The 12,637-nt window shown below is 60.8% G+C and carries 14 protein-coding genes and 2 pseudogenes; 4 read left to right on the top strand and 12 right to left on the bottom strand.

Features of this window, described 5'->3' with window-relative positions:
• Positions 1-117: 117 nt before the first annotated feature.
• Positions 118-423 carry a hypothetical protein gene (locus AB4N42_RS13370; RefSeq protein ID WP_030142129.1) on the bottom strand — a complete coding sequence of 102 codons (306 nt, stop codon included), beginning with the start codon at positions 421-423 and terminating at the stop codon, positions 118-120.
• Between the two features lie 129 nt (positions 424-552).
• Here AB4N42_RS13370 and AB4N42_RS13365 point away from each other — a divergent pair, with 129 nt between their 5' ends.
• Positions 553-750, top strand: coding sequence for a hypothetical protein (locus tag AB4N42_RS13365; protein WP_030142128.1), 198 nt, complete (start codon positions 553-555; stop codon positions 748-750).
• A gap of 46 nt (positions 751-796) precedes the next feature.
• On the opposite strand, the gene AB4N42_RS13360 is transcribed toward AB4N42_RS13365, so the two are convergent.
• The 8 genes and pseudogenes from AB4N42_RS13360 to AB4N42_RS13325 all read right to left on the bottom strand — a co-directional run bounded on the left by AB4N42_RS13360 (position 797) and on the right by AB4N42_RS13325 (position 8,341).
• Positions 797-1,825: a nucleoside hydrolase gene (locus AB4N42_RS13360; protein ID WP_030142127.1), complete on the bottom strand. Its 1,029-nt coding sequence runs from the start codon at positions 1,823-1,825 to the stop codon at positions 797-799.
• A 29-nt stretch (positions 1,826-1,854) separates the two neighbouring features.
• Positions 1,855-2,229 (bottom strand): D-ribose pyranase, encoded by a 375-nt coding sequence (gene rbsD, locus AB4N42_RS13355; protein ID WP_460116388.1) that lies wholly within the window; start codon positions 2,227-2,229, stop codon positions 1,855-1,857.
• 26 nt (positions 2,230-2,255) lie between these two features.
• Positions 2,256-3,171, bottom strand: a pseudogene (gene rbsK / locus AB4N42_RS13350) (ribokinase).
• 24 nt (positions 3,172-3,195) lie between these two features.
• A complete protein-coding gene (locus AB4N42_RS13345; RefSeq protein ID WP_030142124.1) occupies positions 3,196-4,215 on the bottom strand; it encodes a LacI family DNA-binding transcriptional regulator in 1,020 nt (339 codons plus the stop codon).
• A 3-nt stretch (positions 4,216-4,218) separates the two neighbouring features.
• Positions 4,219-5,196 (bottom strand): ABC transporter permease, encoded by a 978-nt coding sequence (locus tag AB4N42_RS13340; protein WP_030142123.1) that lies wholly within the window; start codon positions 5,194-5,196, stop codon positions 4,219-4,221.
• Positions 5,193-6,746: a sugar ABC transporter ATP-binding protein gene (locus AB4N42_RS13335; RefSeq protein WP_217859929.1), complete on the bottom strand. Its 1,554-nt coding sequence runs from the start codon at positions 6,744-6,746 to the stop codon at positions 5,193-5,195. Before AB4N42_RS13335 ends, AB4N42_RS13340 begins: the two co-directional genes overlap by 4 nt.
• A gap of 55 nt (positions 6,747-6,801) precedes the next feature.
• Complete coding sequence (locus AB4N42_RS13330) at positions 6,802-7,761, bottom strand: sugar ABC transporter substrate-binding protein (RefSeq protein WP_030142121.1); 960 nt, start codon at positions 7,759-7,761, stop codon at positions 6,802-6,804.
• 133 nt (positions 7,762-7,894) lie between these two features.
• On the bottom strand, positions 7,895-8,341 hold the full coding sequence (locus tag AB4N42_RS13325; protein WP_460116294.1) for a hypothetical protein: 447 nt from the start codon (positions 8,339-8,341) through the stop codon (positions 7,895-7,897).
• Between the two features lie 179 nt (positions 8,342-8,520).
• On the opposite strand from AB4N42_RS13325, the gene AB4N42_RS13320 reads away from it, so the two are divergent.
• Together AB4N42_RS13320 and AB4N42_RS13315 are read left to right on the top strand one after the other, a co-directional pair.
• On the top strand, positions 8,521-8,820 hold the full coding sequence (locus AB4N42_RS13320) for a DUF1654 domain-containing protein (RefSeq protein WP_051066074.1): 300 nt from the start codon (positions 8,521-8,523) through the stop codon (positions 8,818-8,820).
• Positions 8,821-8,825: 5 nt separating this feature from the next.
• On the top strand, positions 8,826-9,515 hold the full coding sequence (locus tag AB4N42_RS13315; RefSeq protein ID WP_334598003.1) for an endonuclease I family protein: 690 nt from the start codon (positions 8,826-8,828) through the stop codon (positions 9,513-9,515).
• A 68-nt stretch (positions 9,516-9,583) separates the two neighbouring features.
• Here the strand turns inward: AB4N42_RS13315 and AB4N42_RS13310 are convergent.
• A pseudogene (locus AB4N42_RS13310) lies at positions 9,584-9,943 on the bottom strand (SPOR domain-containing protein); the annotation flags it as partial.
• 247 nt (positions 9,944-10,190) lie between these two features.
• Here AB4N42_RS13310 and csrA point away from each other — a divergent pair.
• The gene (csrA, locus tag AB4N42_RS13305; RefSeq protein WP_003179932.1) at positions 10,191-10,385 is read left to right on the top strand and encodes a carbon storage regulator CsrA; all 195 of its coding nucleotides are present in this window, start codon (positions 10,191-10,193) and stop codon (positions 10,383-10,385) included.
• Between the two features lie 192 nt (positions 10,386-10,577).
• Here the strand turns inward: csrA and AB4N42_RS13300 are convergent, their stop codons facing one another.
• Together AB4N42_RS13300 and cysS are read right to left on the bottom strand one after the other, a co-directional pair.
• A complete protein-coding gene (locus tag AB4N42_RS13300; RefSeq protein ID WP_460116293.1) occupies positions 10,578-11,033 on the bottom strand; it encodes a DUF2214 family protein in 456 nt (151 codons plus the stop codon).
• 201 nt (positions 11,034-11,234) lie between these two features.
• The gene (gene cysS, locus AB4N42_RS13295) at positions 11,235-12,617 is read right to left on the bottom strand and encodes a cysteine--tRNA ligase (protein ID WP_460116292.1); all 1,383 of its coding nucleotides are present in this window, start codon (positions 12,615-12,617) and stop codon (positions 11,235-11,237) included.
• Between the last annotated feature and the right edge of the window lie 20 nt (positions 12,618-12,637).

Here is a 12,637-nt window from a genome sequence, read left to right as displayed (position 1 = left end):
GACAACCCAAACGGGGCTTGGTTTCAGCACCGTTGCCATCCGCCTGGGCAAAGCTGGCAGTTTGCCTGAGCCCGCGACCCTGTTCGGTCCAGAATCGTGACTGGATATGAACGCGGCTCAATAAACGTCGATGTAATCGAAAGGTGGATTGGGCCAGTTGTCCTTCAGCGCGTTGTAGATCTGCATGACCCAGACCTCGTCGCTGGCAGCGACCCGACCGACATATCCCGAGCCCTTCGCCCAGGTCTCGAGCCGAAACCGCAAGTCGCCGATATCAGTGCCACCGACCACACCCGAAGACAAATAGGCGATACCGCTCTTGGTCACGCGCAACTGCGTATGCTCGTCGTCACTGGCCGAGGCCAGCAATTGACGAACCGCCTCGACGGTGAGGCCGTCAGGAGCATTCAAATCGATCTGCACGGCGGGGCTCCCTTGAAAAATAAAAAGACGAGTGTCGCACAGCCCTCCCCCGATGCCTAAGTCGCAGTGCCAAATCCCTGGCAAAAATGTTTAACTCAGCCTACCGACCTCCAACTCGCGAGCCCTACCATGAGCACCGTCAGCATCGAAGCCACCATCAATGCCAAATGGTCGGAGGGCCATAGTTCCTATAGCCCGGGCAGCCCGGAGGAATTGGCAGTTATCTGCATAGAATTGTTGGTGAGAGAGTTGGGCACGGAGGTAGCCCGCGACTTTATCCAGCAAGCGTTCGAACGCTACCCGAGCATCGTCGACGCGGTGGATTGAACTCATGTGCCCCCAGGCCCAGCCTGCGGACACATAGCCAGGCAGGTTACTTCAGGCGCGCCAGTCGCTCGGTCAGCAGGTCAAAGAAGCCCTGGGCATCGCCGTTTTCCACCCAGAACGCGTTCTTCGGTGCTTTCAGGCCGTCGTACCAGTCGACGATGGTCTGCCCGAACGTCGGGCCCTCGCGACTGTCCACGACGACATTGACCGAACGACCGCTAAACAGTTGCGGCTTGAGCAGATAGGCAATCACCGTCGCGTCGTGCACCGGCCCACCCGTCATCCCGTAGTGCTCCATGTCGCCCTTGACGTATTCGTTGAGGATATCGCCGACCAATTTGCTGGCGTTGTTATTGAGCGCCGCAATCTGCTTCAGGCGTGCCTCGCTGGTGAGGATCTTATGGGTCACGTCCAACGGCAGATAGGTCAGCTTCACGCCACTTTTGGCAACCACTTCGGCCGCCTGGGGATCGGCGTACAGATTGAACTCGGCCACCGGCGTGATATTGCCGCCGTTGAAATGCGCGCCGCCCATGATGACCACTTCCTTGATGCCCTGGACGATGTCCGGTTCCTGGATCAGCGCAAGCGCGAGGTTGGTTTGCGGCCCAAGCATGGCGATGGTGATGCTGTGCGGCTTGGCGGCCTTGAGGGTGTCGATCAGGTAGTTGACTGCATTGCCCTGGGCCAAGCCTTTCTTCGGCTCATGCACGGTTACACCCGACAGGCCTTCCTTGCCATGGATGTTTTCCGCGTAGATCGGCGTACGCATCATCGGCTTTGGCGCACCGGCATAGACCGGGACCTCTTCGCGCCCTGCCCACTCCCGGGCCAGGCGCGCATTGCGAGAGGTCTTGTCCAGGCGCACGTTGCCTGCGACCGTGGTCAATGCGCGGATATGCAGTTCTTCGGGCGACGCCAGGGCGAACAACAGCGCAACCACATCATCGGCGCCCGGGTCGGTGTCGATGATCAGGTCGATTTTTTCTGCCGCCTGGGCGCTTGCGGTGGTGATCAGGGACAAAAGCAGCAGACTCCGCAGCAGTTGATGGACTTTCTGAGCATAGCGGTGCATGGCGCACTCCTTGTGCAGGTGGGTAAGACTCAGAACGTGACGCCCGCGACCAGCACCACGTTGCAATAGGGAGAGCACTCTCCCGTGCGGATAATCGCCCTCGCCTCGCGGCTGAGCAGCTTGAACTGTTCGTGACTGACCAGCTCCCGCGAGCCCAACGCGCCTTCGGCATGCAACGCCTCCAACGTGGCCAGGGCCGACGGTTGCTTATCAAGGATTTCCTCGGCCAGTACGTGGCTCTCGACCTGCATTTCGCTGAGCACCACCTTCAAGGTACTGACGAAATCAGGAATACCATGGGTCAGCGCCAGGTCGATCAGCTCGACGTGTGGCGGGACCGGCAGGCCGGCGTCGCCAATGACCACTTTGTCGCCATGGCCGAGGGACGCAATCAACCGTGACATGGCCACGTTCAGCAACGGAGTCTTTTTCATGATTTGAACGCCTGTACTTCCAGCAAAGTGGGGATGGAGGGCTGAGCGCCCGCGCGAGTGACCGACAGCGCAGCGGCGACCTGACCAAAACGAATCGCCTCGACTTCGTCCTTGCCGCTCGCCAGCGCGGCTGCGAAGCCACCGACAAACGTATCGCCGGCCGCCGTGGTGTCCACGGCCTTGACCCGTGGCGCGGGGAAGTGCTCGAAGCTCGAACCATTGGCGAACATCAACCCTTGGGCGCCCAGCGTCACAATCACTTTGCCGGCACCAGCCGGCAATCAACTGCGTCGCGGCAGCTTCGGCGGTTTCCAGGGAGTCCACCGCCAGACCACTCAGGACCATCGCTTCGCTTTCATTGGGGATCAGGTAGTCGACGTAGGCGTACCATTCGGCCGGCAGCGCACGGGAGGCCGGCGCCGGGTTGAGGATGACGGTCTTGCCGAGTTCGCGTCCGCGCTTGAGCGCATGCCCCACAGTAGCATCCGGCACTTCGAGCTGGCAGATGATGACATCGGCGCTTTGCAGCACGGCGTCGAAACGCTCGAGCACCGCTGGCGTCAGCTCGCCATTGGCCCCGGCGACGATGACGATCGCATTCTGGCTGTTGTCATCGACCACGATCAGCGCCACACCGCTGGAGCCGTCCACGACGCTGACCGCCTGGCAATCGATGCCCTCGGCCAACAGCGCACCGCGCAGTTGCTGGCCGTAGGCGTCACTGCCGACGCAGCCGACCATGGACACCTGCGCGCCCAGGCGCGCGGCGGCCACCGCCTGGTTGGCGCCCTTGCCACCTGGAATGGTAGAGAACGACTCTCCGATCAGGGTTTCACCACCGCGAGGCAGACGCGGTGCACGGGTCACCAGGTCCATGTTCAGGCTGCCTATTACCACTACGTTTGCTGGCATTGCTTCATTACTCATCTATTCGGTTCAGCGGTACTGGGCGAATGTGCCGGACAGCGGTGCAGTCGATTCTCGCAGGACAATGCTCGGCGTCACGATCCGCTGGTCAGTGACAAGCCCCGGCGTAGCGATGCGTCGCAGCAAAACTTCTGCAGCCATTTCGCCAAGCTGCAGGATCGACTGCCCCACCGTGGTCAGCGCCGGGTAGACATAACGGCTCATCTGGATGTCATCGAAGCCGATGATCGACAGCTCGCTGGGCACGCGCACATTGCGTTCGGCGGCGGCGCGCAGCGCACCGATACCGATCATGTCGTTGGCGGCGAAAATCGCGCTGGGCGGTTGCTGCTCAAGCAGTTGTGCCGCGGCCCGATAGCCGCCGGTACTGGTGAAATCACTTTCAAGCATGCGCTCCACAGGCAGCTCGATCCCCGCCTCTTTCAGCGCACGGCAATAGCCCGCCAGGCGCATTTGCGCCACGCTGGTGTCCGCCGGCCCACCAATAAAAGCGATGTCACGATGGCCCAGCTCCAGCAGGTGCCGAGTCGCGAGGTACGCGCCGTACTCGTGGTCGATGCGCACCAGGTCCGCGTCCACGCCGTCAAGCCCACGGTCAACGATCACCATGGGCGTGCGCACGTTGGCCAGCCCTTCGGCCAAGCCGACATCGCCCCCGGCCGAGGCCACGATCAGCCCGTCGATGCGTTTTTCCAGCAACACCCGCAGATAACTGCGCTGCTTGTCCGGGTTGTCATCGGAGTTGCAGAGGATCACGCAATAACCATTGCGCTCGCAGTAATCCTCGATCCCCCGAGCCAGTTCGGCGAAGTACGGGTTGAGACTATTGGGCACCAGCAGGCCGATGGTTGCCGTGGTCTTGGCCTTGAGCGAGCGCGCCACCGCGCTGGGCACGTAGTCCAACCGCTCGATTGCCGCCTCGACCTTGCGTCGCACCTCGTCACTGACCGGCCGCGTCTTGTTCACGACGTGGGACACGGTCGTGTAGGAAATGCCTGCAAGCGCCGCCACATCCTTGATCGTCGCCATGGTTCAAGCCCGCCGGCTGGCGCGCTGGCTGCGGTACGTGTCGAGCACCACCGCCACCACGATCACCGCGCCGGTAATGATGCGCTTGGTCGGTTCGGTGGCGCCGATCTGGGCCAGGCCCGCCGCCAGCACCGAAATGATCAGCACGCCGAAGAAGGTACTGATCACCGAGCCACGCCCGCCCATCAGGCTGGTGCCGCCGATCACCACGGCCGCAATGACCTGCAACTCAAGCCCCGAACCCGCGTTCGGATCCGCCGCTTCCAGGCGCGAAATCTGGAACAGCGCCGCAACGCCAGCCAGCAACCCCATCAGGCTGAACACCAGGATCTTGTAGGGTTTTGGGTTGATCCCCGCCAGGCGCACGGCTTCCTCGTTGGTGCCGATGCCGATCAGGTAGCGGCCGAACACGGTGCGGGTCAGCACCGCCTGGGCGATGAAGATCACCAGCAAGGCAATGATGAACGAAGGTGAAATGCCGAAGGCGATCGGGTTGGACAGCCAGGCGAACGAATCGCCGATGTAGGCGGTCCGCGAACCGGTCATCTGGTACGCCAGGCCCCGGGCCATTTCCAGCACGCCCAGCGAGACGATGAACGATGGGATACGCCAGGCCACGGTAATCGAGCCGGTGACAGTCCCCGCCAACGCGGCCACGGCCATGCCAAGCAAGGCCGACGGCCAGACGCTCCAGCCCCAGCCGAGCACCGCGACGCTGACTGTCGAGGCGGCGAGCGCCAACACCGATCCCACCGATAGGTCGATGCCACCGATGATCAGGATAAAGGTCATGCCGACGGCCAATACCATCAGGTCCGGAATCTGGTTGGCCAGGGTGCTGAAGGTGTCATAGGACAGGAAGTGGCTGCTCAGGACCGAGAACAGCGCGACCATGGCCAGCAACGCGCCAGCCAGGCCCAGGTAGGTGCCGAGGCCATAGAAATTGCCAGTGGATTTGCCAGCGGCAGGTGCGGTTTTCATGAGAGATCCCTAGGCGCTGCTTCGTTGAGCAGCGCATCACGTTTCTGGTAGCCGGCGAACGCGGCGGCAAGCAAGTCATCCTGGGTCCAGCTGTCGCGCTCGAAGGTATCGATCAGGCGCCCGGCGGACAACACGCCGATGCGATCACAAATCAGCATCAGTTCCCGCAGGTCACTGGAGACCACGACCAACGCCTTGCCCTGGCGAGTCAACTCACCGAGCAATGCATAGATGTCGAATTTGGCGCCGACGTCGATGCCACGGGTCGGCTCGTCGAACAGCAGCACCGAGCAATCGCGCTCGAGCCAGCGGCCGATCACGACTTTCTGCTGGTTGCCGCCGGACAGTTCGGACACCAATTGCGTCGGGCTCGAGCTGCGGATGCGCATCGCGTCGATCTGCCGCTGCGCCAACGCCACCTCGGCGCTGCCATTGACCAGGCCGGCGCTGGAAATCTCCGGCATGTTCCCCAGGGCGATATTCGCCGCGATGGATTGCGTCAGCAGCAGGCCTTCGCCCTTGCGATCCTCAGTGATCAAGGCGATGCCGTGGGCCACCGCATCGGCCGGCGACCGGATGCTGACGACACTGGCCGGCGAGCCCAGCGCCACGGTGCCGCTGTCGGCCGCATCGGCGCCGAAGATCAGCCGCAACAACTCGGTGCGCCCTGCCCCGATCAGGCCGGAGATGCCAAAGATTTCACCACTGCGCACTTCAAAGGATACGTCGCGGACCTTGTCGGACCGGCTCAGCCCCTTGACGGTCAGTGCAGGAGCACCGATTTGCCGGGGGCCCAGGTCGATGTGCTCGCCCAACTCACGGCCGACCATCAGCGTCACCAATTGTTCGCTGTTGTAGTTCGCCATCGGCTCGACGCAGACCAGGTTGCCGTCGCGTAGCACCGCAATGCGCTGGGCGACCCGCGCCAACTCTTCGAGGCGATGGGAGATGTAGATGATCGACACGCCGCGCGCCTGCAAGCGTGTGATCTGCTCAAAAAGCATTTCGACTTCGCGGGCCGTCAGCATCGCGGTCGGCTCATCGAGAATCAGCACATGGCAATCGCCGATCAGGTTGCGGGCGATCTCGACCATCTGCTGGTGGCCGATGCCCAGCTCACCGACCAGCGTGTCGGGATCAATTGCGTCGAGCCCCACCTGGGCCATGGCCTCGACCGCCGCCTTGCGCAGTTGCTTGCGGCTGATCCAGCCACCGTGGCTAGGCAGGTTGTCGAGGAACAGGTTCTCGGCCACGGACAGCGTCGGCAGCAGGTTGAGTTCCTGCATGACCATGCGTACACCCAGCGATTCCGCCTGGGCCCGGCTGCCGGGGCGGTAATCCTGCCCCTGGAATTGCATCTGCCCGGTCGTTGGCGTGACCAGGCCACCGATAATCTTGGACAAGGTACTTTTGCCGGCACCATTTTCGCCGGTCAGCGCCAGCACTTCACCGCGCATCAACGTCAGGTTGATATCGCTCAGTACCGGCTGGGCATAGGTCTTGCCGATACCGCTGACGCACAGGACAGCGTTCGGGTCGCGAACGGACATAACAAACTCTCCAATGCGCTCGCCCGGACGGGCGAGCGCCGTTGTGTCGCCAGGGTTACGGCTTGGTCACCAGCTCGACCGGAGTTTCGATAACGCCGTTGGCGCCGCTGTCGACTTTTTCACCCTTGAGGATCTTCAGCGCGGTCTCGATACCGAACACAGCCTGCTTGGCAGCGAACTGATCAGCAGTCGCCAGGACACGACCGTCCTTGAGCATCGGCTTGATCGCGTTGATGTTGTCGTAGCCGACCACTTGCACCTTGCCCGCCTTGCCAGCAGCGCGCACGGCCGAGACCGCGCCTACCGCCATGCTGTCGTTACCAGCCAGCAACGCCTTGATGTTCGGGTATTCGCTGAGCATCGACGAGGCAACCTGGTTGCCCTTGTTGATTTCCCAATCGCCCGATTGCAGTGAAACGACCTTGACCTGCGCCGCCTCCATCGCATCCTTGAAGCCCGCGGTGCGTGCCTGGGCATTGGTGGTGGTCGACACGCCTTCGATAATGCCGACCTCGTCACCGGCCTTGAGCTGCTTGGCCAGGTATTCCCCCACCAGGCGAGCGCCCTTGCGGTTGTCCGGACCTACGAACGGCACGTTGATGTTCTTGCTCTTGACCACTGCCGGGTCGAGCTGGTTGTCGATGTTGATCACGGTGATACCGGCGTCGACGGCTTTCTTGATCACCGGCACCATGGCCTTGGAATCGGCCGGCGCGATAATCAGCGCATCGACTTTGGACACGATCATTTGTTCGACAATGCGAATCTGATTGGCGGTGTCGGTTTCATCCTTGATCCCGTTGGAGATCAGGTCGAAATCGGCGGAGTGTTCCTTTTGATACGCCTTGGCGCCATCTTCCATGGTCAGGAAGAATTCATTGGCGAGGGACTTCATGACGAGCGCGACCTTGGGTTTTTCCGTGGTCTGGGCGAGCGCCGAGGAGAAAGGCAGCGCTGCGGATGCGGCCGCGAGCATGGCGACGGCGAGAAGGCGTCCAGCGAATGGCAGCTTCATGGGTTCACTCCGATTTTATGATTATTGTGAGCAAAATCGTCGCACGGCAATCGCGCAAACGTTTGCGTGGAATGAACTATGGTAAAGCATCGGCGTTTTGTCAACGTCCCGTTTTCATCCGGAACGTCATCGATCAAGCCGTGGTGTCGACCAGCGAACCCGAGCTGGATTCTTTCGCCAGCTCCTTGATCAAGCTGCCCGTAACCTGCTGCAGCGCGCCGGTGGTGTCGGCGATCTGACCCTGGATCGACAGGATAGCAGTCGTCTTGGCATCAGGCGTCGGATAAGGACGCGCCTGTGCCGCGGCAAGCTGCTGTTGCTGCTCGCGCAGTTGCTGTTGAAGCTCCTGCATGCGCTTGAGCAGTATTTTTGTGGCAATGCTTTGGTCGCTGTCGCTTTTTTCGGTCTTGCTCTCGGCTTCGGTCGCCAGATTCGCACGGACCTTGCCAGGCGCTTGCGTTTCGCCAAGGGCCTCGTCGGCTGCGTCGGCGCTCGCCTCGCTCAGGGCATTCAGCGTGGCCGCGGATTTTCCGCCAATGGTGATGGCGGCGGCATTTGGAAAGCCGATTGAAATGGACATGTCTCGCTCCGTGAAAGAATTTCCTACAAGCAAGATCGTCCGCTAGGGAATTTTCTTTAGGCCTCTGGCGGAATCTGCTGAAGACAGAGGACCTTTCTCAATAAAAAAATCCTTCTTCCTACATCAAAACGCAAAAAGCGCTGTCAGACGATTTTCTTGATTTTTAAGCAGTTGCGTAAATGCCTACAAATAAATACTGTATGCACGTACAGCTTAATAAGGATAATCCTGTGGCCACGCCCTCCGCTGCAACTACTCCCTTAGATTCCTATACACGACTCGGTCTTCGGGTCTCGAAAATCATCAATTCCCCCACCGCACAAAAAGCCAAGGCCGCGCTGATCTTCCGTCTTCCTGATGAACCGGTGGACGAATGGGAACGGCTGCTGGAGGAAATAGACGAGAACGACAACGTCACCCTCGCTTATCGCGACGATGGCGGCGTGCAGGTTTTCTGGGTTGTGCCGAAGGAAGATTGAGCCTGATGATTGTTCGCTGTTTAGCTTTATCGCTCGTCTTCGTTGCCATGGGCGCGCAAGCCGCTGCTCCCCGCACCTTCAACGAAGCCAAGAAAGTCGCCTGGAAACTCTACGCCCCGCAATCCACCGAGTTCTACTGCGGCTGCAAATACACCGGCAATCGGGTGAACCTGGCGGCCTGCGGTTACGTGCCACGCAAGAACGCCAGTCGCGCCGCACGCATCGAGTGGGAACATATTGTCCCCGCGTGGCAGATCGGCCATCAGCGTCAATGCTGGCAACAGGGCGGGCGCAAGAACTGCACGCGCTACGACCCGGTGTACCAACGGGCCGAGGCTGACCTTCACAACCTGGTGCCCAGCATTGGCGAGGTCAATGGCGATCGCAGCAACTTCAGTTTCGGCTGGTTGCCGGTGCAGAAGGGCCAATACGGTTCATGCCTGACCCAAGTGGACTTCAAGGCCAAGAAAGTCATGCCCCGCCCTTCCATCCGGGGAATGATCGCCAGGACGTATTTCTATATGAGCAAACAGTACGGCCTGCGTCTTTCGAAACAGGACCGGAGCCTGTACGAAGCCTGGGACAAGACCTATCCCGTGCAGGCCTGGGAGCGCCAGCGCAACCAGAGCGTTGCGTGCGTGATGGGGCGCGGAAACGAATTCGTCGGCCCGGTGGACATGAAGGCCTGCGGCTGAACACTTGAAAAACAAAAGGCCCCGGACGTGCGCGTCCGGGGCCTTTTGTTTGTCCGTCTGTTTATCGTGCTTGACGGATAATCCACAACCTGAGTCTCGATGTTGCGCTTCTTGGCGCGGACCAGGGCAGCGGTGATTTGCTCCTGCTTGGCTTGAGCCTCGGCTTCGGAGCTCAACGGCCCGACCAGAACCCGATCCTTGCCATCCTCCCGGACCACAGTGGACATGAAGCTGTGCTCGATCAGCCATCCGGTGAGATCGCTGACGGCCTGGGGCGTCTCGCCGCGAACCTCGACCGCCCATTGGGGCGCCGCAGCGGCCGCCGGCGTGGAGCTCGCCACTGCTTTCGGCTTGGGTGCCTCGACGTCGCGCCCTTCCCCACATCCAGCCAGCGCCAATACCGCGATAACCCAAGCCAATTTACGCACAACGATTCCCTCGCAAGACATGAAGCGGGGATTTTAGCATCCGCTCTCGCCAACAACGCCCTAAACAGTGCGCAAAACACGAGAATCCTGCCCGGCGTCTCTGTATAGTCGCACCCTGGGAATTAATGCTGCGTCTGCACGTCAGAAAGAGGCACCCACATTGTGACACTTAGCACTAATCTATAAGCAGTACCGACATCTGCACTGTCTGAATCAGGTGCCCTATAAAGCTATCAAGGAGAACACCATGCTGATACTCACCCGCAAAGTCGGTGAAAGCATAAACATTGGTGACGACATCACGATCACCATTCTGGGCGTAAGCGGCCAACAAGTCAGGATCGGCATCAACGCCCCGAAAAACGTTGCGGTGCATCGTGAAGAGATTTATCAGCGTATCCAGGCCGGCCTTACCGCCCCGGACAAGCCTCAAACGCCCTGAGCCTTGCCGCAGTCCGCAGCCAGCCCGCTTGCATCACCGCAAGGCTGGCTAAAGATGCATATCGACCGCGCCTCGCCCTGCCCCATCCGCCTTGACCTCGTCCAGCCGTGAAACCGATATTAATGGCTTGCCTCGTAGCATGGCTGTCAGACGTTTCGTTTTAATGGCGGGGAAGCAGGCGTTCGTGGCCGGTCAACCCAAGCTCACGCCGCGAGCCATCCCCGTGGCGGCGATCACCATCAGGATCAACAGCAACGCTTCCAAATGGCTGATCCGTGCATAGCGCCCCGCCCTCGATGGATCGATCGCGCGCCCTTTGCCGAGGGCTATCCGCCATTTGATCAGGGCGATCATCGGCGCGATTTCAAGCAACAGAATCGCCACGAACAGCGTCATCTTCAGGTGAAACAGCGGCTGATGCAGGTAATAGTCAGCGCCTTTTTCGTACCCGGCAAAAGCGCGCATCCCACCCGTTACCAGCAACACCAGCGCTGACAGTCCCCATGCGTTGTCCGCAACCAGGACATTGCGAACCACGTCAGCGCCCCCTGCGAGTCGGCGCAACGCCGTGCCACGGGTCAGCACCGCCCAGAACCCGAGGGCGAACGCCAGGAGATGGATGGCCGCGAGAGACCAGTGAGCGAGCATGGGAGGACTCCTGTCAGAGGATGTCGAATTGACCTGACAGTACTAGCTCATAATTAATCGATTGCTAGGGTTGGAATGCAAAAAACTGTGGGAGCGAGCTTGCTCGCGATGGGGATATATCAGCAGACAAACATGTTGCCTGACACTCCGCCATCGCGAGCAAGCTCGCTCCCACAGTGGGTATTTCGCGTCTAAGAGATCTTAGTCCGCCAATCGCCAGGTCGTCCCGCCCTTCCCGTCTTCCAGCACCACGCCCATGGCGGTGAGCTGGTCGCGGATGCGGTCGGATTCGGCCCAGTCCTTGTTGGCTCGCGCAGCCAGGCGCGCCTGGATCAACGTCTCGACCTCGGCGGCGTCCACGCGGCCTTCGGCGCCGGCTTGCAGGAAGTCATCGGCTTCGAGCTGCAACACACCCAGCACGCTGGCCAGTTCCTTCAAGCGCGCGGCCAAGCCCGCCGCCGCATCAAGATCGCTCTCACGCAGGCGGTTGATCTCACGCACCATCTCGAACAGCACCGCGCACGCTTCCGGCGTGCCGAAGTCGTCGTTCATCACTTCGGTGAAACGCGCCACGAATGCTTCGCCACCAGCGGGCGCCACGGCAGGCAGGCCCTTCAACGCATGGTAGAAACGCTCCAGGGCACCCTTGGCATCCTTGAGGTTATCTTCCGAATAGTTGATGGCGCTGCGGTAGTGGCTCGACACCAGCAGGTAACGCACGACTTCCGGGTGGTACTTGTCGAGCACGTCGCGGATGGTGAAGAAGTTGTTCAAGGACTTGGACATCTTCTCGCCGTTGATCCGGATCATGCCGCAATGCATCCACGCGTTGGCGTAGGTCTTGCCGGTGGCCGCTTCACTCTGGGCGATTTCGTTTTCGTGGTGCGGGAATTCCAGGTCGCTGCCGCCGCCATGAATGTCGAAGGTCTCGCCCAGGCAGCAGGTCGACATCACCGAGCACTCGATATGCCAGCCCGGACGCCCGGCACCCCACGGTGAATCCCAACTCGGCTCGCCCGGCTTGGCGCCCTTCCACAGCACGAAGTCCAGCGGGTCTTCCTTCGACTCGTCGACTTCGATACGCGCACCGATGCGCAAGTCTTCGATCTTCTTGCGCGACAGCTTGCCGTAGCCCATGAACTTGGCGACGCGGTAGTACACGTCGCCATTGCCCGGTGCATAGGCGTAGCCCTTGTCGATCAAGGTCTGGATCATCGCCAACATGCCCGGGATGTGGTCCGTGGCGCGCGGTTCCAGGTCCGGCTTCTGGATGTTGAGGCGCGCCTCGTCCTCGTGCATGGCCTTGATCATGCGCTCGGTCAACGCATCGTAAGGCTCGCCGTTTTCACGGGCACGGTTGATGATCTTGTCTTCGATGTCGGTGATGTTGCGCACGTAGGTCAGGTCATAACCGCTGAACCGCAGCCAGCGGGTCACCAGGTCGAAGGCGACCATGCTGCGGCCATGACCGATGTGGCAGTAGTCGTACACGGTCATGCCGCAGACGTACATGCGCACCTTGTTGCCATCCAGCGGCTTGAAGACTTCTTTGCTCTTGGTGAGCGTGTTGTAGATCGTAAGCACAGGGTTTCCCTTAAGACTTG

It is taken from the genome of Pseudomonas sp. H2_D02 (assembly GCF_054677635.1).
The sequence above is the reverse complement of the archived record's forward strand: the minus strand, read 5'-3'. Positions and strand labels throughout refer to the sequence as shown.

Excerpts from the sequence above, each read along its gene's own strand:
- AB4N42_RS13365 (WP_030142128.1), top strand. The coding sequence starts at position 553 with ATGAGCACCGTCAGCATCGAAGCCACCATCAATGCCAAATGGTCGGAG.
- AB4N42_RS13360 (WP_030142127.1), bottom strand. The coding sequence starts at position 1,825 with ATGCACCGCTATGCTCAGAAAGTCCATCAACTGCTGCGGAGTCTGCTG.
- rbsD (WP_460116388.1), bottom strand. The coding sequence starts at position 2,229 with ATGTCACGGTTGATTGCGTCCCTCGGCCATGGCGACAAAGTGGTCATT.
- AB4N42_RS13345 (WP_030142124.1), bottom strand. The coding sequence starts at position 4,215 with ATGGCGACGATCAAGGATGTGGCGGCGCTTGCAGGCATTTCCTACACG.
- AB4N42_RS13340 (WP_030142123.1), bottom strand. The coding sequence starts at position 5,196 with ATGAAAACCGCACCTGCCGCTGGCAAATCCACTGGCAATTTCTATGGC.
- AB4N42_RS13335 (WP_217859929.1), bottom strand. The coding sequence starts at position 6,746 with ATGTCCGTTCGCGACCCGAACGCTGTCCTGTGCGTCAGCGGTATCGGC.
- AB4N42_RS13330 (WP_030142121.1), bottom strand. The coding sequence starts at position 7,761 with ATGAAGCTGCCATTCGCTGGACGCCTTCTCGCCGTCGCCATGCTCGCG.
- AB4N42_RS13325 (WP_460116294.1), bottom strand. The coding sequence starts at position 8,341 with ATGTCCATTTCAATCGGCTTTCCAAATGCCGCCGCCATCACCATTGGC.
- AB4N42_RS13320 (WP_051066074.1), top strand. The coding sequence starts at position 8,521 with ATGCCTACAAATAAATACTGTATGCACGTACAGCTTAATAAGGATAAT.
- AB4N42_RS13315 (WP_334598003.1), top strand. The coding sequence starts at position 8,826 with ATGATTGTTCGCTGTTTAGCTTTATCGCTCGTCTTCGTTGCCATGGGC.
- csrA (WP_003179932.1), top strand. The coding sequence starts at position 10,191 with ATGCTGATACTCACCCGCAAAGTCGGTGAAAGCATAAACATTGGTGAC.
- AB4N42_RS13300 (WP_460116293.1), bottom strand. The coding sequence starts at position 11,033 with ATGCTCGCTCACTGGTCTCTCGCGGCCATCCATCTCCTGGCGTTCGCC.